This window comes from Leeuwenhoekiella sp. A2, assembly GCF_047946655.1.
Classification (GTDB): domain Bacteria; phylum Bacteroidota; class Bacteroidia; order Flavobacteriales; family Flavobacteriaceae; genus Leeuwenhoekiella.
In genome coordinates, this window is sequence record NZ_CP172311.1 from 507,301 (window position 1) to 526,889 (window position 19,589).

The window sequence follows — 19,589 nt, forward strand, 5'->3', positions numbered from 1 at the left end:
CAATGAGCAACCACAAACATATAAATACAGCAGAAGCTAAGAATATTGTTTTAAAACGAAAACAAGCCTTAGATGCTTCGGCTCTTATTTCTGGTTTACTGCAGGGCAATGTAACCGCCTTAAGCAAATGCATTACCTTAATCGAGAGTACAGCTAAAACACATCAGGAGATTGCTCAACATATTCTGAGGGAATGTCTCCCTTTTGCAAACAAATCGGTTAGGATAGGTATAACAGGTGTTCCCGGCGTAGGCAAAAGCACATTTATTGAAGCTTTAGGAATTCATCTTATTGAGCAAGGTAAAAAAGTGGCAGTTCTTGCAATTGACCCCAGCAGCAGCGTTACGCACGGCAGTATTCTGGGAGATAAAACAAGGATGAGTACGTTATCAACTACTAAGAATGCATTTATAAGACCATCAGCTTCAGGAGATTCTTTGGGTGGCGTAGCGCGTAAGACCAGAGAATCTATCATATTATGTGAAGCTGCCGGTTATGATACAATTCTTGTAGAAACGGTGGGTGTGGGTCAAAACGAGGTTGCCGTTCATGCCATGACAGATTTCTTTTTGCTCTTAAAACTTGCCGGAGCCGGTGACGAACTTCAGGGTATTAAACGCGGAATTGTGGAAATGGCAGATGCCATAATTATTAATAAAGCCGATGGCGAAAATATAAAGGCCTCAAAATTGGCAAAGAATGCTTTCGCCAAAGCGTTACACCTCTATCCACCTAAAAAAAGTAACTGGCAACCCCCGGTAAAGACATGCAGCGCGCTGAATAATGATGGTATACAAGAAGTTTGGTCTATAATTGACCAGTATTTTAAACAAACAAAAACCAACAACTATTTTGAAGAGAATCGTACGCATCAAAATAGCTATTGGTTAAAAAGTACAATTGAAAACGCCCTTAAAGACGAATTTTATGAAAAACCTGCCATAAAGGAGCAATTATCGGTGGTTTTAGGCCAAATATCAGCCGGAGAACTTACCCCTTTTCAGGCGGCTCAGCAGTTGCTGAAATTGCGTTAAACAACCGGTAATTTCCATCCGTTATTATAATTTGCCCTTAAGAGTTTGTTTGCCTCTTTATCATCCTTAAACTCACTTTTAGCTTCATCCCAATATATTTTTCTTCCTGTTTTAAAGGCGATATTCCCCATGTGAGCATTTACTGCTGCAATTCTGCCAGCTTCTATTGGGCAGTTAAGTTTAGATTTATCACTGCTGCGAATAGCATCTACAAAACTTTGTGCATGATTGCCTATTGCATCTCCTGTTGCCTTTTGCAGTGGCATGCGTTCTACCTTGTCAATGCTCTTACCATCTAACTCTTCAGTTTCCGGAATCACTTCCCAGCCGCCACGATTGAGTACAAGTGTGCCTTTATTACCTATAAAGGCGATTCCTTCTGTGCGTCCGTAATTACCGCCGTCGATGCCCGTAGCGTGTTCCCACAAAAGGTTAAAGTCATCATATTCAAAAACGGTTTGTAACGTATCTGGTGTCTCTGAAGGATCATTAGGATAAGCAAATTTTCCGCCGGAAGCGAGAATAGATTTAGGCGCCGTTGCTTTCATGGCAAACAAAGCAATGTCAATTTCATGCACACCCCAGTCTGTCATTAAACCGCCTGCATAATCCCAAAACCACCTGAAATTAAAGTGAAATCGGTTTTCATTAAACGGTCTTTCTGGTGCCGGGCCAAGCCACATCGTATAATCAACGCCTTCTGGTGCAGTTGTGTCTGGTTTAGGAGATAAGGGTTTCATCCAGCCTTGATACGCCCAGCATTTAACCAGTCTTATCTTACCTAATTTACCTGATTGTACAAATCTAATCGCATTGCCATAATGACCGCCACTACGCTGCCACTGCCCTACCTGAACTATACTATCGTATTTTTTTACTGCCGCTGCCATTAGGTTGCACTCTTCTACGCTGTTGCCTAATGGCTTTTCTACATACACGTGTTTACCAGCTTTGCAGGCATCTATTAAAATTAAACAATGCCAATGGTCTGGAGTGCCTATAATAACAGCATCTACATCTTTATTATCAAGAAGCTTGCGGTAATCTGTATATGTTTCGGGAGTTTTACCAGTAAGCTCATTAACCTCAGCAGAACGCTTATCAAGCACACGTTGATCTACATCTGCGAGTGCTACACAATTTACATTAGGTAATTTAAGATGCGCACGCAGATCTGTAAAACCCATACCGTTGCAGCCTATAAGACCAAAATTAATGGTTTCTGCAGATGATAAATCGGCTGTAAAAGTTGAAAATGGTTTTGCTATAAGATTATTTGTAATAGTTAATCCTGCAGCGGCTAAAGTGGAATGCTGAATAAATTTACGCCGCGAATTTTGATCTTTCATAAAAGTAAAATGGTTGGTTAAAAGGATATTAAGATAACCATTTTTCTTATTAAGATGCTCAATTTACTTTATAATCAAAATCAAATTACAAGACTCACTTATAATATTACTCAGCCGGTATGCGCACATTTACTCTACAAACTCTTTACGATACCAGTCAATTTGCTTTTGAAGTCCTTCCTTTAATGTTGTTTTAGGATCATAACCCAGCACTCTTCTTGCCTTGGCAATATTGGCCTTAGTAAGTAATTGCTCCCCTTGTCTTCTGGGAGTATCTTTCTTGATGATCTTAGTATTGAGAATATCTTCAACGATCTCGATTCCCTCTGCAGTGGTGTGCTCATGTTCTGTACCCAGATTAAAAACTTCACCTCTTACCTCTTCCTCCTTGCCAATTACGCTTACAACACCATCTATAATGTCTTCCACGTAAGTGAAACTGCGCACATGCTCACCGCTACCTGTATATAAGGGGAATTCCTGATGAAAGAAACCACAACCTATAAGTTTTGAATATAATTTCTCTGGTCTTTCTCTTGGTCCATAAACAGAAAATAACCTTAGAGAGCAGGTATTTAGCTTATTTTCACGGGTTTTTGAAAGCACAAGTTGTTCTGCAGCCAGTTTAGTAACCCCATAAAAAGATGCAGGTTCTGGTGCTTCTTCTTCGGTTAAAGTTGCTCGTATACCATAAATTGAAGAAGTAGATATATTTACGAAAAGCTTTAAATCTTTACAATCTATCGCAAAATCTATTAGATTTTTTGTGGCCACAAGGTTGTTCATCAAATAATCTTCAAAACTTGATGAAGCCGAAATACCGGGTTGTGCAGCAAAATGAAAGATATAGTTGAAATCTGTATCGAGATGGGAAAAATCAGCAGGTTTACGCAGATCTACTCGTACTATTGGTATGCCACCTGCTTTTAAATCTTTAGCGTTTTTATGTTTTAGATCTTCGCTGTAATAGGGAGAAAAATTATCTATACCCACAACTTCATGACCTAATTTTTTTAAGCGTTCGGCGCAATGTGATCCTATAAATCCTGCTGCACCTGTAACTAAAGCTTTCATAATTCTATAATCTTAATGTGTAAACCGTTTTAATACATACCTGTAGATCAGGTAAAAAAGATATCCCAGCAAGCCTCCTATTATCATTCCCGAAAGTACATCACCAGGATAATGTACACCCACATAAATGCGGCTATAGCCTATTAATACAGACCAAAACAAAAGTGCAAAGATGAGATATTTATAAGTCGACTTCAGTAACAAACCTACAAAAATGGCGAGCCCCATTGAGCTGGCAGCATGAGCAGAAAAATAACCGAAATGACCGCATCTCGCTGCAATGAATCTTGCTTTATTCATCACCGCAGGTTCACCACAAGGTCGCAATCGTTGAAAACCGTGTTTAAAAACGTTAGCGAGTTGATCTGTGCTGGCGATAAGTGCTGCAACAAAAACCAGGATAATAAGGGTGTTTTTCGGTCCAAACTTCCTATAAATCAGGAATAATAAAATAGCATAAAGTGGTATAGAATACCACTTGCCGGTAATTATAATCCAAAAGGGATCCCAGGTTTCAGTACCAAGGTTGTTTAAAAACAGGAAAAGTTGTTGATCTATATCTCGTAAAGACTCCATTTACTCTTCTTCATAGCGAGCTACTTCTCTATCGTAGAAGTCTGTTGCTGCCTGAATTAAACCTTCTGCTTCTGAAGCAAGTTCTTCCTCATCGTTCTTATCAAAATCTTCAAGCCATTCTACTTCGTCATTTGTAAGATTGATAATAAAACGCGGAAAGTCTGTGTGAATAACAAAAATACCATCAGAATAATCTGTGTTATCACCAAGAAGAAATTTAGGTAGTTCCATACTTATAAATTTAAGCACCCAAAGGTAAGTGCTTTTATAAAGTCTCTACAACGATACGCAAACGTTTTTATTTTAAAGATGAAATACATTAATCTCAGGTTAACGACTCACCTTGTTTACAGGAGATAATAATTTCGCGCAAGCTAAATCCCTTTAAAAAACAATTAGAGGGTAAAAGGTTATATTCGTAGCCTGTAAAATATCACCGCATGCAACCTACCTATATTCTCTTATTGATCGCCGCTTACTTTGGGCTACTCATGTTAATTTCTTATCTCACAGGTAAATCTGGTTCTAACGCAGACTTTTTTAAAGCGAGTAAGCAGTCGCCCTGGTATCTGGTAGCGTTTGGTATGATAGGCGCATCGCTCTCTGGTGTGACATTTATTTCTGTACCCGGGTGGGTAGAGGCCTCAAAATTTAGTTATTTTCAGGTGGTTTTGGGCTATACGGTGGGCTACGCTGTCATAGGCACTGTGCTTTTACCGCTGTATTACAAGTTAAATCTCACATCTATTTATAGCTATCTTGAAGGTCGCTTTGGTAAATACTCCTATAAAACAGGTGCTTCCTTTTTCCTCATCAGCCGTATTGTGGGAGCGAGTTTTAGACTTTATTTAGTGGCTAATGTTTTGCAACTACTGGTTTTTGACGCGATGCATATCCCTTTTTGGGTAACTGTGACAATTACCATTTTACTTATCTGGCTTTATACTTTTAAGTCTGGTATAAAAACCATTGTGTGGACAGATACTTTGCAAACCTTATTTATGCTGATTTCTGTAGGTGTGGCGACCTATTATGTATCAAACGATCTGGGGCTTTCACCTTCTAATATTTTTGGCTTCATTGCAGATAGTGACCTTTCTAAAATGTTCTTTTTTGAAGACTGGAAAAGCGGGGATCACTTTGTAAAGCAATTTGTTTCGGGAGCATTTATAGCGATTGTAATGACGGGTCTTGATCAGGACATGATGCAAAAAAACCTAACCTGCCGCACGCTAAAAGATGCACAAAAGAATATGTTCTGGTTTACCCTAGTTTTAACTGTAGTCAATTTTGTCTTTCTGGCTCTTGGTTTGTTACTTACTGTCTACGCAGAAAATAACGGTATAACCGCCTCTAAAGATGATCTTTTCCCATACATCGCAACCCAGACTGACCTGGGCTTTGGTATTGCGATCTTTTTTATTCTGGGGTTAATTGCCGCTGCCTACTCAAGTGCAGACAGTGCTCTTACATCACTTACAACTTCGTTTAGTATAGATATTCTGGGAATTGAAAGAAAATATGACCAAGAAAAACAGGTGAAAATTAGAAAACTTATACACGTTTTAGCTTCGTTGATCCTAATACTTGTGATTATAATTTTTAAGTATGTGATTGCAGACGAAAGTGTGATCTCACGCCTTTTTGTTTTTGCAGGTTATACATATGGACCGCTTCTGGGGCTATATTCTTTTGGGCTTTTTACTAAAATGAAAGTAAAAGATACTTTAGTGCCGCTGGTTGCCGTGCTCTCACCTATTCTTTCATACATAATAAGCTTGCTAAGTGTTGCTTATCTCAATTTTGAATTCGGGTTTTTTATCCTTATCCTCAATGGATTAGTTACATTCTTAGGTCTTTTACTTATTCAGAAAAAGAAGTTAAGGGTAGCTAATAAAACGGCTTAATTTCGATTAAAATCGTCCTTAGAGAGGCAAAAATCGCAATTCAAACTTTGCTTTTTAATACTGTCCTGTACTTAAAAGCACGAGCGTACAAGCTACTTCAACTTCAATATTATTTTTCTGTAGAATAGAATACAACTCAGGGTTTTCTGTGCCGGGATTAAAAATCACCCTTTTTGGCTTTAAATCGGTTAAATAAGTATAAAAATCGCGCTGCCTTTGCGCATTCATATACAGGGTAATAGTATCAATTTCTTGAAATTCAGGTCTGCCGGTTTCTATATGAACTCCGGCTACGTCGCCTTCGCGTAAACCAACAGCAACCACTGGGTGATTGTTTTGAACAAGTCTTTTTATTGCAATATTTGCATATCTGTGCGGCTTTAAAGAAGCCCCAAGTACTAGTGTTTTCTTCGTGCTCATAAAACAAAGTTAAATCTTTAGGCGTTATGTAACAATGGGAAATGCATTACGTCTATAGCAGTAAGAGATTGATTTCCCAGCTCGAGTTATTCGTAATTCGTTTTGATGGTTAGTGTTAATTAAGGATACTTGAGCTTGAAAACCCGGAGCCTACAAAGCCCCGGGTTTTCTAATTTAAAATTTATCGATTTTTTCTGTAACGAAAAATACATTTTGTCGTCTTTATAGTACCTGCATTATTTGTGGGAATATATTTTTACAGGTAATATGTTATACAAAGTATTATATATTACAAACATCATCATCAATCAAAAAACAATCAGACTATGAAAGCAATCAATTGGCTTACCAGCCTCTTTTCGTTCTTATTTCTATCAACGACACTATTATCTACCGCTCAATCTATGCCAGATGAAGCAATTACCGGCTCAGTTAAAGGTGTTGTGTTAGATGGCACACTAAATGAACCCATCCCCTACGCCACTGTTGTTATCAATGACAGCGCTAACCAAGTGGTCACCGGCGGAATTACAAATGACGACGGAAGTTTTATTTTAGAGAAAATACCTGAAGGTAACTACACATTTAAAGTGCAGTTTATAGGTTACGAGACCTATACTAAAGCTATTACCATTAACCGTACAAACCGCGACTGGAATCTGGGCACTTTAAAAATTGCCGCTATAGCCTCAGAACTTGATGAGGTCAACATTGTAGCAGAACGCACGACCATAGAACAGCAAATTGACCGTAAGGTTATAAATGTGGGTAAAGATCTTACTACAGCCGGTGCGACGGCTTCAGACATTATGAATAACATACCGTCTGTAAGTGTAGATCAACAATCTGGCGCACTTACTTTAAGAGGTAACAGCAACGTGCGTGTGATGGTAGATGGCAAACTATCTAATATTCCTGCTGCGCAGCTGCTTAAGCAAATTCCGTCAACGTCTATTAAAAAAATAGAATTGATCACAAATCCTTCAGCTAAATATAACCCTGAAGGAATGAGCGGTATCATCAATATTGTTCTGCATAAGAATGTGAATATTGGTTTTAACGGTGATGTAAACGTGGGTTTATCTTACGAGAAACACCCTAAATTTAATAGCGGTATGAATCTAAATTACCGTAATGGGAAGTTTAACCTGTATGCGAATTACAGTAATAATTTCTCACTTAATCAAAACTACGGAAACATCTATCGCCCCAATGACGGTTCAAGACAGCTATTTAATTTTCTGGATGACAGCAAATCACATCTTCTAAAAACAGGACTTGATTTCTACTTAAATGATAAGAACACTTTATCTTTTTTCACCAGTCAAAACTGGTATGCGGGTAGTACTACGGGTGATATTGGGATTTTATATCCTTCGGCAGACCGTAATCAGACGCAATTATTTAAAAGTGTAAATGATAATACTTCGGGCCAATATAATTTTGATTACAAGCTTGCTTTTGATAAAGAAGGTCACAATATTGAACTAGAAGTAGATCATAATATCTATAGCGGCAATGAAGATGCAGATTTTAAATTTACGGGTGCATCGCCTATAGATAATTACATGGATTTTGTTGATACTGAAAGAGACAGAACTACGGTTAATCTTGATTATGTGAATCCGCTGGCTGAAGATGCCAAATTAGAAGCCGGTTTACAGGCAATCTTGTTCAATACCGATATTGACTATGCGAGTACAGGTAAATCATATAATAGCCAGGGCGTTCTTGTACCCACACGCAGCACACAATTTGAGTATAGCAGAAATATATATTCGGCTTATTTAACCTATGGTAAAACTTTTGAGAAATGGTCTTACCAGATGGGTGCGCGCCTTGAGAATGTAAATGTAAAAGCAGATACAAATACGGTACGCGCATTTACAAATGATTACATACAGGTTTATCCGTCAGCCTATTTAACCTATAACCCAAGTGAGAAAAATCAATACCAGGTGAGTTATAGCCGCAGAGTAGACCGTCCCGGTGTAGGGCAGGTAAATCCTATACGCCAGTGGAGCACACCTTTACTTACTAATTATGGTAATGTAGATCTAGAACCACAGTTTACTAATTCTATTGAGTTGAATTATACGCACAAGCTCGAAAAAGGTAGCGTTACTGGAGGCGTTTTCTACAGGATCATTCAGGACGAGATCAATCAGGCGGTATTTGTAGATCGCTTTAATCTAGACAAAAGTGTTTTGACGTTTGACAATTTTGATAATACTTCTGCCTACGGTTTTGAATTATCAAGCAACTACAAACCTTTTGAATGGTGGAGTTTTAATGCAAGTTTTGATATTTATAATCAAACACAAAAAGGTATTTCTGAAGTGCTTGATCCTTCTACTTCAAATCCTACTGCAGACGACATTTTGCTTGTTACCCGCGAGGTAGATAATACAGCCTATAATGTGAGAATGAGCAATAACTTTACGGTAACCCAGAAGTTCACATTATCTGCTTTTGGTTTCTACCGCGGCAGTAATGAAGGGTTACAGTTTAAATCTAAACCCATGTATTTTGTAAATGTAGGTGCACGTTATGAACTGTGGGACGGTAAAAGTACTTTCAGCTTAAACTACAATGATATTTTTAATACGATGCGAGCACGATTTACAGCTACTTATCCTTATGAGCAGATAGGGCAATTTAATTGGGAAAGTCAGACAATTTTTGTGGGTCTTAATTACAGATTTGGTGATTCTCAATATCGTGCAAAACGCAGAAAACAAAGAGATGCTAATGAGAAATCTGGAGGGGGCGTATTCTAGTTTTTCGAAAACGTTATTAAAATGTTAAATGCCTGATTTTATGCAACATTTTAAGGGCGAAAACGTCTTATTAAGTAGTAACCAAAAGCCAATAAAAAGCTACGTAGTTGTAATTTATTTGAATTAGCCTTCAACAATAGTATTATAACTTATTTAAAAAGGGTTAATAGGTTATATGTGTAAACCCGGGGTAATTATACTCCGGGTTTATTTTTGGTAAAAACTCTTTAAAACAAGTACTTGTTTAGAAGATTATAACTTTTCTTTAATGCGGGCCACATTTATGCTACCATGAGAATCGTCGTAGACTGCTGCCCCATTTTTAATTAATATCACCTGTGGACTTTCATGGCGTACCTGAAATTTTTCAGCGATTGCCTGGCTAATGTCGCGGTATCTTTTAAGATCGAGAAAGAAAGGTTCCAGCTGCTTCTCATCAATATCATAATCCTGTTCAAATTGTCTTAAAGCCATTCTGCTTATACCGCAGGTGGTGCTATGTTTAAAGATAAGTACAGGAACAGCTTTTGAGATTTCTGTCAACTCTTCAAGCTGTTCTTCTTTCTCAAGAGCGACCCACGGCACTTCTTTAATTTCTTCTTTTACTATATCACGCTGACTTTTAAATCTGTCTAATAATCCCATAAAAATTCTTTTTCATCAATATAATTGGAAATTGAGTAATCATTAACAAAGGTACTGCTAAACCTTTGCTAAATTTATAGAGATTTTGATCTACACTACCCACCTGCTCAAAAGACAAAAAGTCACTTTTTTCGTGCAAAAATCGGTCATTTTGTCTATAAAATTAACTGGTATATGCTTTGCTTAAGGTAATTTGTAAAAAACAATAATCAGATGAACTTCAATAATTTCACTATAAAAGCCCAGGAAGCAATACAGCAGGCACAACAGCTTGCTCAAAGCTTAGGTCATCAACAAATTGAGAACGAGCATCTATTTAAGGCTATTCTTGAGATTGATGAGAATGTAACTCCGTTTCTGCTTCAGAAACTGGATGTAAATTTAAGTTTGCTACAACAAATCGTAGATCGCACTTTAGAGAGTTTTCCTAAAGTAAGCGGCGGCGATATTGTGCTTTCGCGTGAAGCGAGCAGAACAGTGACAGAAGCCAGCGTTATTGCTAAAAAGATGACTGATGAATATGTTTCTATTGAGCATCTTCTTTTGGCAATATTCAAATCTAATAGTAAAGTTGCCCAAATTTTAAAAGATCAGGGCGTCACAGAAAAACACCTTAAAGCTGCCATAACCGAATTACGCAAAGGAGATCGCGTGACCTCACAAAGTGCAGAAGAAACATACAATTCACTTAATAAATACGCTAAAAACCTAAATCAACTCGCCAGAGACGGCAAACTTGATCCTGTTATAGGTCGAGATGAGGAGATACGACGCATACTGCAGATCCTTTCACGCCGCACAAAGAATAACCCTATTCTTGTAGGTGAACCCGGTACAGGTAAAACAGCAATTGCAGAAGGTCTTGCTCACCGTATTGTAGATGGTGATGTACCAGAAAACCTGCAGGAAAAGCAGATTTTTGCCCTCGATATGGGCGCATTGATCGCTGGTGCGAAATTTAAAGGCGAATTTGAAGAACGACTAAAAGCGGTTATTAAAGAGGTCACAACCAGTGAAGGTGACATCGTCCTTTTTATTGATGAGATACACACGCTTGTGGGTGCCGGTGGCGGCCAGGGTGCTATGGACGCAGCAAATATTTTAAAACCAGCGCTTGCTCGTGGCGAACTAAGAGCTATTGGCGCTACCACGCTTGATGAGTATCAAAAATACTTTGAGAAAGATAAGGCACTCGAGAGACGTTTTCAAAAAGTAATGGTAGATGAGCCAGATACAGAAAGTGCAATTTCTATACTGCGTGGTATAAAAGAAAAATACGAGACGCATCACAAAGTACGCATTAAAGATAATGCGATCATAGCAGCGGTCGAGCTTTCGCAACGCTACATCACAAACAGATTCTTACCAGATAAGGCAATTGACCTGATGGATGAAGCTGCTTCTAAAATGCGCATGGAGATCAACTCTAAGCCAGAAGAACTAGATGTTCTCGATCGTAAGATCATGCAGCTGGAAATTGAGATCGAAGCCATTAAAAGAGAGAACGATGACTCAAAACTAAAATCGCTTAGTGCAGATCTTGCAAACCTAAAAGAAGAACGCAATGAGATCAATGCTAAATGGAAAAGTGAGAAAGAGGTTGTAGATAATATTCAGAATGTAAAACAGGATATTGAGAATTATAAGCTTGAGGCAGAACGTGCAGAACGTGAAGGCAACTACGGCAAAGTAGCAGAATTGCGTTACGGAAAGATTAAAGAATCTCAGGAAGAACTAGAGAAATTACAGGCAAAACTAGCTGCGCAGTCTGAAAATTCGCTAATAAAAGAAGAAGTTACAAGTGAAGACATCGCTGAGGTTGTCGCAAAATGGACCGGTATTCCTGTAAATAAAATGCTGCAAAGTGAGCGCGAGAAGCTACTGCATCTTGAAGAAGAATTACACAAAAGATTAGTAGGTCAGGAAGAGGCGATCGCAGCAGTAAGTGACGCGGTGAGAAGAAGTCGTGCCGGTCTTCAGGATCAGAATAGACCCATAGGTTCCTTCTTATTTCTGGGGACAACCGGTGTAGGTAAAACAGAACTCGCTAAAGCTCTGGCAGAATATCTGTTTGATGATGAGAATAACATGACCAGAATAGATATGAGTGAATATCAGGAAAGACATTCTGTAAGCAGACTTGTGGGTGCACCTCCGGGATATGTGGGTTATGAAGAAGGCGGTCAATTAACAGAGGCTGTAAGACGCAAACCTTATTCTGTTGTGTTACTGGATGAGATAGAAAAAGCGCATCCAGATACATTTAATATTCTGTTGCAAGTTCTGGATGAAGGCAGACTAACAGATAATAAAGGCAGGTTGGCAGATTTCAAAAACACCATCATTATAATGACTTCAAATATGGGAAGTCATATAATACAGGAGAAATTTGAAAGCATAAAAAATGTAGATTCTGCGATGGAAGGTGCCAAAGTAGAAGTACTAGGCTTACTTAAACAAACCATACGTCCTGAATTTATAAACAGGATTGATGATATTGTAATGTTTACTCCGCTTACGCGAAAAGACATAAAACAAATCGTAAATCTGCAGTTAAAAGGAGTTGCTAAAATGGTCGCAAAACAAAATATAACCATAGATGCTACAGAAGAAGCTATAGACTATTTAGCAGAAAAAGGTTTTCAACCAGAATTTGGGGCCCGTCCTGTTAAACGTACTATACAACGAGAGGTTTTAAATAATCTGTCTAAGGAAATACTTTCTGGTAAAATAACCACAGATAGTATTATTTTAATAGATGCTTTTGATGACGAACTTGTATTCAGAAATCAAAGTGATTTGGTAGAACATGAATAATATAAAATCTCATTTTTAGACATAAAAATCCCCGTTTTTGAGCTTAAAAACGGGGATTTTTTTGTCTTTGCATTTCATCCGGATAACTGTGCAGATGGTAGATAGAGCGCTTTTAGATTGCTTTTTTTAACATTCTTAATCGATTAATATTTCGATGATATCGAAAAAACAACTCATCTCCAATAACTTATAAAATTTCTCAATAATTTCGTCCTCGTTAACCCCAAGTTACAACAGATTATGAGATTTATTACAACCGCTGCATTTTGTGTAGCATTCGCTCTTTTGCCTCTAATTTCTTTTTCACAAGTGGGTATAGGCACCACAGCTCCTAAAAGTCTATTAGACATAAATACGTTTGATGCAGATAATCCCTCTATTACAGATGGAATACTTATACCACGTGTAAATGTACTTCCTTCTAGTGCGCCAGGTCACGATCAGGATGGTATGCTTTTGTATTTAAAACAAGACTACGGTTCTCACAAAAGAGGTTTTCATTTTTGGGATAGTCAAAAAAATGAATGGGGAGATTTATCTTCAGCCTCATCTTCTTCTTCAGATTCAGGTGTTTCAACAACTGTTCCTTATACCAGAGGTGTAAAAATTGTTCATGATCATTTTGCTAACCAGAATTTAAATAATTACAATCTTAATCTGGCGACTTCAACTGCTTCAGTATTTATATTGACCGAAACAGGAAACCAAAGACAAAGTGTAAATATTACCGGGATTGCTGGTGGGACAGATGGCCGTGTAATAACACTTAAAACTGATGTTTCTGAACATAATTTCTCTATAAGAATAAGAAATGAAAATACTTCTTCTGCGCCAGAAAATCGCTTTAAAGTGGGTCGTGATGTAGATGTCATAAATGGCTATGGTGCAATTTCTTTTATCTACGTTGCGCAAGACCATAGGTGGCATTTACTAAGTATGGGGAAAATAGACTAAGTCTTTACTTCTTCCCTGCCCATAGAACCATTTGCGGTGGGTATTAAGGTATATACGTAGTCTGGCTTCAAACCGGCCTCATCGCGGTGAGAAACATACAGCACAGCAGTTTTACTTTCTTGCGCTATCTTGTTGATTAATGAAACTATTAAATGAGCACCATCATCATCAAGACCGGTAGTAGGTTCATCAAGAATAAGTAAAGGTGGATGTTTTATCATTGCCCTAGCGATAAGAACCAGTCGTTGCTCTACGGTAGAACAGCTAAAAAAATTAGTAAACCTCTCGTTGTACAAGCCTAGAACCTGTAACCATTTATCAGCTAATTTTATATGTAGGTCGTTGGGTTTTTGATAAAGACCTATACTATCAAACAACCCGGAAATAACCATTTCCTGCAAGTTATAAGATCCCTTAAAAAGCTGAATAATCGTGGGTGTGAAGAAACCTATTTTCTCTTTAATTTCCCAAACCGTCTCCCCGCTTCCTTTTTTATTTCCAAACAAAAAAAGGTCTACACCAAAGCCTTTTGTATTATTACCATAGATCATTGACAAAATTGTGGTTTTCCCAGAACCATTAGGGCCTTTTAATTGCCAGAATTGCCCTTTGTTGATCCTCCAGTTTATCTCATGTAGAACCGGCTTATCTTCGTAAGAAACTGAAACATTCTTTAACTCAACAAGTGTCTCAGGAATATTGATGTATTCTTTTAATGGCTTCGGAATTGTAATGTCAAATTCTTCTTTTAGAGCGGTATTCGCTTTTATATTTGGTTTAATAACACTAAAAAAATCTCCTGAAACCTCTAAAAAATCGGTGATAAATGGCAATAAATCGGCTTTTCTTTTAAAGATCTGAACAATCGTTATCTCCTCTGAAATTGTTTCAAATCTGTTTTTAAAGTTTTCTACAGCAGTAACATCCATCGCATCAAATGGATTATCAAGAATTAAAAAATCAGGATTTGTGCTTAAAAGGTACGACAGCAAAGCCTTTTTTTGTTCACCACTTGAGAATGTTCTTAAGCTTCTTTCGCCTTGCTCAGGCAGAAATTTTTTGTCATGTTTATATTCTTCTTCTATAAATTTATTCAGCGTAATTTCTGAAAATAAAACTCCTTTACCCTTGAGTTCCGGCAAGCCTGATTCTCCATTTACTAATTGCTTTAACCACGCTCCTTTTAGATCCAGATTTGAGCCCGCTATTGCGAAATGCTTATTTACTTCTACCGCCATTCTTAATCTACGCTTAGTACAATTTTGCCAATGTGGGTACTGCTTTCCATAAGTTTATGTGCCTCTGCAGCCTCTGCTAATGAGAAAGTTTTATAAATAACAGGCTTTACTTTTTTCTGCTCTAAAAGTGGCCAGACATATTTATGTACTTCACTGGCAATTTGCGCTTTTACCTCAACAGATTGTGGTTTTAGTAAACTACCTGTAAGAATAAGATTTTTCGACATGATCGTCCACAAGTTTATTTCGGGAGTTGTCCCGTTCATGCCGTTAATATAGAGTAAACGGCCGTTTTTATTTAAAATAGAGAGATTTTTACTGGTGTATGAACCGCCTACCATATCAAGAATCACATCTATCTGCTCATCTTTATAAGCACGCTCAAAATCTTCTTCTTTATAATTTATAACACTCCCTAATTTGTGCTGCTTAATGAAATCAACCTTTTCTTGTGAGCCTACTGTTGTGTAGGTTTTAATACCCATTGCCGCCGCCATTTGCAGACCCATAATTCCCACGCCGCTCGTACCACCATGAATCAATAAGCGTTCTTCAGATTTTATTTTCCCTTGCTGAAAAATATTAAACCAAACTGTAAAAATGGCTTCCGGTAAAGAGGCAGCTTCTATAAAATTGAGACCTGCCGGGAGAGGTAAACATAACCGCTCATCTACTACAACTTCTTCGGCATAACCGCCACCGGGAATAAGTGCACAAACTTTATCACCTACATGTAAATCATTGACTTCTGCGCCTGCTTCTATAACTTCTCCAGAAACCTCCAGCCCGGGAATTGTAGCTCCCGGCAGATCTTTACCGTAAGCGTTAGGATTTTGTCGGGTTAAAATATCGCTTCGGTTTACACCTGCAGCTTTAACTTGTATACGCACTTCTCGTTTATCAGGTTTATTCAACTCTACGGTTTTAAACTGAAGAACTTCGGGACCACCGCCTTTTGTAATATGTATTGCTTGCATGAAAAATTTGTATTTGACTATTTCTAAAAAGTCATTTCTAAAATTACTTACCTATATTTATACAAAATCAGCAATTAGTAATAAATTAACTTCCATAAATCTTTAAAAGCCATGACCAGTTTGAAAAAACTACAGAATATCTCACTTATATTTTTCACGATGATAAGTTTAAATACGCTGTCTGCACAAGAAACAGATCGTGAGTTCTACCAGATTAAAATCTATTCTTTTGCATCGCAAGAACAGGTTGATAAAGCAGATAACTTTTTTGAAAATGCATATTTACCAGCTTTAAAAAAGCAAGGAATTGAAAATGTAGGCGTTTTTAAACCCAGAGAAATGGCTCCGGGCGATACGCTACAAAAAGTTTATGTTTTACTTCCTTTTACTTCGCTTGATCAAATCGCAGGTTTGCAGGATAAGTTAGATGCAGATGCTCAGTTTCAATCTGCCGGGAAAGATTTTATAACTACTTCATATGACAATCCGCCGTATGTGCGTATACAATCTATAATTCTAAAGGCTTTTGAGAAAATGCCTCAATTAAAACCTTCTGCAGTTACGGGAACACGAGAAGACCGGGTTTATGAGTTAAGAAGCTACCAGTCTCCTACTGTTGCCTATCATCAAAATAAAGTAAAAATGTTTAATGACGGCGGTGAAGTTGCACTCTTTAAAAAACTGAGCTTCAATGCTGTTTTCTACGGCGAAGTAATTTCTGGTCCTGATATGCCTAATTTGATGTACATGACCACATTTACAGATCAAAAAAGCAGAGATGAGCATTGGAAATCTTTTTCTGACGCCCCAGAGTGGAAAAAACTTTCTGCCTTACCAGAATATCAAAATAATGTTTCTCATATAGATATCACCTTTTTACACCCAACCTCATATTCTGATTACTAACCCATTAGAATAAAATACAAAATAACCCACCTCATGCCTGCTAAGAATATTGAAGATTTTATTAAAGGTCTGCCTAAAACTGAATTGCACCTTCACATAGAAGGCACTTTTGAGCCGGAGCTCATGTTTAAAATTGCTGCGCGAAATAATAAGGAGATTAAGTATGACAATGTTAATGCCCTCAAAGAGGCGTATAAATTTAATAATCTACAAGAATTTCTTGATATATATTATGAAGGTGCCGGGGTCTTAATCACAGAAGAGGATTTTTATGATCTTACGTGGGCTTACCTTGAGAAAGTAAATTCTCAAAATGTGGTGCACGTAGAGATTTTCTTTGACCCACAAACGCATACAGATCGCGGCGTTCCTTTTGAAACTGTAATAAATGGCATCTACAGAGCTATAGAAGATGGCAAGAAAAAGCTGAATATAACTTTTAAATTGATCATGTCTTTTTTACGCCATCTTGATGAAGAATCGGCTTTTAAAACTTTAGAAGAAGCTTTACCTTTTAAAGACAAGATCATTGCGGTGGGTCTTGATTCTTCAGAAGTGGGTAATCCGCCTTCAAAATTTGAACGTGTTTTCGCAAAAGCTCGCGAGCACGGTCTACTAACCGTTGCGCACGCCGGAGAAGAAGGACCTTCAGACTATATCTGGGAAGCTCTAGATCTTTTAAAAGTTGCTCGTATAGATCACGGCAATCGTGCACTTGATGACGATAGGCTGGTTGAGAGACTTTCAAAATCGCAAATGCCTCTCACCTTGTGCCCTCTTTCTAATCTTGAATTGAAAGTGATTCAGGATATGAAAGATTACCAACTGGTAGAAATGATGGATAAGAATCTGCTGGTGACCATTCATTCTGATGACCCTGCTTACTTTGGCGGGTATATGAACGAGAATTATTTGTCTGTAGCCGAAGCATTAGGTCTCACTACAGAACAACTTACGCAACTTGCTATTAATGGTTTTAAAGCCAGCTGGCTTCCAGATGATGAGAAAGAAAAATATATAGACGAGGTAAAAGAGTATTCAGCAAATTTTTAAGCAGAACTGCAGTAATTCAATTCCCTATAAAAGCTCGTAAACGTTTCATTTTAAATTTTATCAAATAATTATGACACGTAATTTCATAAAGCTCAAGAACGTGTTTAATTTTATAGACTGATTAGTCTATCTATACAAACAAAAAATTATTATGAAATACAATTTATTAGGAAATACAGGATTACTGGTTTCAGAATTATGCTTTGGCACAATGACTTTTGGAGCTAAAGGGAGATTTAAAGATATAGGCGGTGTAGAACAAAAAGAAGCTGATGCTTTACTTAAACAAGTAGTAGAAGCCGGCGTGAATTTTATTGACACGGCAAATGTATATTCAGACGGTTTGTCTGAAGAAATTACCGGGCAGGCACTGCGCAATAGTGGGATCTCGCGAGAGTCTGTGATTCTGGCAACTAAAGCCAGAGGCACAATGGGCGATGGCCCTAATGAAAAAGGGTTGAGCCGCAAACACATAATAGATCAGGTTGAGGCCAGTTTAAAACGTCTTAACACAGATTATATCGATCTGTATCAAATTCACTCACACGACCCGCTTACTCCTATTGAAGAGACCTTGCGCGCACTAGATGACTTGGTTCGCAGCGGTAAAGTAAGATATATTGGGGCTAGTAATGTTGCTGCGTGGCAATTGATGAAGGCACTCGATTACTCGAAATTTAATAACCTGGAAAGATTTGCTTCACTTCAGGCTTATTATACAATCGCTGGCAGAGATCTTGAACGCGAGATCGTCCCTCTTTTAAAAGATCAAAAAGTTGGCCTGATGGTTTGGAGTCCGTTAGCCGGTGGATTGCTGAGTGGCAAATACAGCAAAGAAGATACTAAAACCGGTGGCAGAAGAGACAATTTTGATTTCCCACCGGTAAATAAAGATCGTGCATTTTCTATAGTCGACGCTTTAAGACCTATGGCCGAAAGCAAAGGAGCTTCTGTGGCTCAGCTTTCTATCGCTTGGTTGTTGCATCAATCTGTTGTAAGCAGCGTAATTATAGGTGCAAAAAATGCCGATCAATTGAGCGATAACTTAAAATCGACCGAAGTTAAATTTACTGATGACGAACTTTCACAGTTAGATGAAATTAGTAAACTAGCGCCAGAATATCCAGGCTGGATGCTTGAGTTCACTAAAAATGATCGACAGTTAGAAAACTAGAAACCCGAAAATAAAATGACTCATAAACAGCCATTTGTAAATAAATGGCTGTTTTTATACCTAAAATAATCGATTTTAAGTATAAAATGGGAGATTTGTCTTCCCTTAGAAATTAATAATGACAGATAAGAAAACCCTTATATTATCAAGTGCCGTAAAACTATTTGTGCAAAATGGCTTTGACCGGGTTTCTACCGCAGAAATATCTAAAACTGCAGGTGTTGCCACAGGCACTATGTTCTACCATTTTAAATCTAAAGAAGACATTATTATTTCATCATACAAAGCGATAAAAAAAGAAATAATCTCTCAAACTTATTTATCAGATTCTGAAAATATCACCATAAAAGAAGAGCTTAAACAGCTGTGGCAAAATATTATCTTATGGAGTTTAGATAATCAGGATAAAGTGCAGTATTTGCTTCAGTTTAAAAACTCACCTTACTATTGCAACGACCTCATGGCCGAAGATGACACCTGGAAAGGCCGACTTGAATGGTGGAAAAACGGCATAGAAAATGGCGTTTTTAAGCAAATTCCGCTCGATTTTTTACTTAAGACTTTTAATGACCTTCTCTTTGGGACTATAGAATATCTCATGCATCACGATAAAGAAATTAAAAAATATATAGACATGTCATTTACGATCTGTTGGGACAGCGTACGGGAAAATAATCTTTAATTT

Annotated in this window: 17 protein-coding genes; 9 read left to right on the plus strand and 8 right to left on the minus strand. The window is 37.7% G+C overall.

The genetic code is table 11. From position 1 onward, the window contains the following. Nucleotides 1–2: 2 nt before the first annotated feature. A complete protein-coding gene (gene meaB / locus ACH3PA_RS02235; protein WP_416440931.1) occupies nt 3–1,034 on the plus strand; it encodes a methylmalonyl Co-A mutase-associated GTPase MeaB in 1,032 nt (343 codons plus the stop codon). On the opposite strand, the gene ACH3PA_RS02240 is transcribed toward meaB, so the two are convergent. The 4 genes from ACH3PA_RS02240 to ACH3PA_RS02255 form a co-directional block, all read right to left on the minus strand. Further along, entirely contained in the window at nt 1,031–2,383 is a 1,353-nt protein-coding gene (locus tag ACH3PA_RS02240; protein ID WP_416448404.1) for a Gfo/Idh/MocA family protein, read from the minus strand. The two genes, meaB and ACH3PA_RS02240, sit on opposite strands and share 4 nt — an antisense overlap. Nucleotides 2,384–2,512: 129 nt before the next feature. Continuing rightward, nucleotides 2,513–3,457, minus strand: a complete 945-nt coding sequence (locus ACH3PA_RS02245; RefSeq protein WP_416440927.1) for an NAD-dependent epimerase/dehydratase family protein — start codon at nt 3,455–3,457, stop codon at nt 2,513–2,515. 12 nt (nt 3,458–3,469) lie between these two features. Continuing rightward, the gene (locus ACH3PA_RS02250) at nt 3,470–4,033 is read right to left on the minus strand and encodes a phosphatase PAP2 family protein (RefSeq protein ID WP_416440925.1); all 564 of its coding nucleotides are present in this window, start codon (nt 4,031–4,033) and stop codon (nt 3,470–3,472) included. Then, nucleotides 4,034–4,264, minus strand: coding sequence for a hypothetical protein (locus ACH3PA_RS02255; protein ID WP_416440923.1), 231 nt, complete (start codon nt 4,262–4,264; stop codon nt 4,034–4,036). A gap of 209 nt (nt 4,265–4,473) precedes the next feature. Here ACH3PA_RS02255 and ACH3PA_RS02260 point away from each other — a divergent pair, with 209 nt between their 5' ends. Further along, a complete protein-coding gene (locus ACH3PA_RS02260; protein WP_416440921.1) occupies nt 4,474–5,940 on the plus strand; it encodes a sodium:solute symporter in 1,467 nt (488 codons plus the stop codon). 54 nt (nt 5,941–5,994) lie between these two features. On the opposite strand, the gene ACH3PA_RS02265 is transcribed toward ACH3PA_RS02260, so the two are convergent. Beyond that, nucleotides 5,995–6,360, minus strand: a complete 366-nt coding sequence (locus ACH3PA_RS02265) for a CoA-binding protein (RefSeq protein ID WP_416440919.1) — start codon at nt 6,358–6,360, stop codon at nt 5,995–5,997. A gap of 326 nt (nt 6,361–6,686) precedes the next feature. Between ACH3PA_RS02265 and ACH3PA_RS02270 the strand changes: the two genes are divergently transcribed. Next, complete coding sequence (locus ACH3PA_RS02270) at nt 6,687–9,140, plus strand: TonB-dependent receptor domain-containing protein (protein WP_416448405.1); 2,454 nt, start codon at nt 6,687–6,689, stop codon at nt 9,138–9,140. Between the two features lie 252 nt (nt 9,141–9,392). Here ACH3PA_RS02270 and ytxJ read toward each other — a convergent pair whose 3' ends face one another. Further along, on the minus strand, nt 9,393–9,785 hold the full coding sequence (gene ytxJ, locus ACH3PA_RS02275; protein ID WP_416440915.1) for a bacillithiol system redox-active protein YtxJ: 393 nt from the start codon (nt 9,783–9,785) through the stop codon (nt 9,393–9,395). A gap of 213 nt (nt 9,786–9,998) precedes the next feature. Here ytxJ and clpB point away from each other — a divergent pair, with 213 nt between their 5' ends. Further along, nucleotides 9,999–12,602: an ATP-dependent chaperone ClpB gene (clpB, locus tag ACH3PA_RS02280; RefSeq protein ID WP_416440913.1), complete on the plus strand. Its 2,604-nt coding sequence runs from the start codon at nt 9,999–10,001 to the stop codon at nt 12,600–12,602. A 240-nt stretch (nt 12,603–12,842) separates the two neighbouring features. Then, the gene (locus ACH3PA_RS02285) at nt 12,843–13,556 is read left to right on the plus strand and encodes a hypothetical protein (RefSeq protein WP_416440911.1); all 714 of its coding nucleotides are present in this window, start codon (nt 12,843–12,845) and stop codon (nt 13,554–13,556) included. On the opposite strand, the gene ACH3PA_RS02290 is transcribed toward ACH3PA_RS02285, so the two are convergent. Together ACH3PA_RS02290 and ACH3PA_RS02295 are read right to left on the minus strand one after the other, a co-directional pair. Continuing rightward, complete coding sequence (locus tag ACH3PA_RS02290) at nt 13,553–14,794, minus strand: ATP-binding cassette domain-containing protein (protein ID WP_416440909.1); 1,242 nt, start codon at nt 14,792–14,794, stop codon at nt 13,553–13,555. The two genes, ACH3PA_RS02285 and ACH3PA_RS02290, sit on opposite strands and share 4 nt — an antisense overlap. 2 nt (nt 14,795–14,796) lie before the next feature. Continuing rightward, entirely contained in the window at nt 14,797–15,771 is a 975-nt protein-coding gene (locus tag ACH3PA_RS02295; protein ID WP_416440907.1) for an NAD(P)H-quinone oxidoreductase, read from the minus strand. 111 nt (nt 15,772–15,882) lie between these two features. Here ACH3PA_RS02295 and ACH3PA_RS02300 point away from each other — a divergent pair, with 111 nt between their 5' ends. The 4 genes from ACH3PA_RS02300 to ACH3PA_RS02315 all read left to right on the plus strand — a co-directional run bounded on the left by ACH3PA_RS02300 (nt 15,883) and on the right by ACH3PA_RS02315 (nt 19,586). Continuing rightward, the gene (locus ACH3PA_RS02300; RefSeq protein ID WP_416440905.1) at nt 15,883–16,677 is read left to right on the plus strand and encodes an NIPSNAP family protein; all 795 of its coding nucleotides are present in this window, start codon (nt 15,883–15,885) and stop codon (nt 16,675–16,677) included. A 33-nt stretch (nt 16,678–16,710) separates the two neighbouring features. After that, nucleotides 16,711–17,730 carry an adenosine deaminase gene (locus ACH3PA_RS02305; RefSeq protein ID WP_416440903.1) on the plus strand — a complete coding sequence of 340 codons (1,020 nt, stop codon included), beginning with the start codon at nt 16,711–16,713 and terminating at the stop codon, nt 17,728–17,730. Between the two features lie 151 nt (nt 17,731–17,881). Beyond that, nucleotides 17,882–18,904 carry an aldo/keto reductase gene (locus ACH3PA_RS02310; RefSeq protein WP_416440901.1) on the plus strand — a complete coding sequence of 341 codons (1,023 nt, stop codon included), beginning with the start codon at nt 17,882–17,884 and terminating at the stop codon, nt 18,902–18,904. 118 nt (nt 18,905–19,022) lie between these two features. Further along, entirely contained in the window at nt 19,023–19,586 is a 564-nt protein-coding gene (locus ACH3PA_RS02315; protein WP_416440899.1) for a helix-turn-helix domain-containing protein, read from the plus strand. The last annotated feature ends 3 nt before the right edge of the window (nt 19,587–19,589 follow it).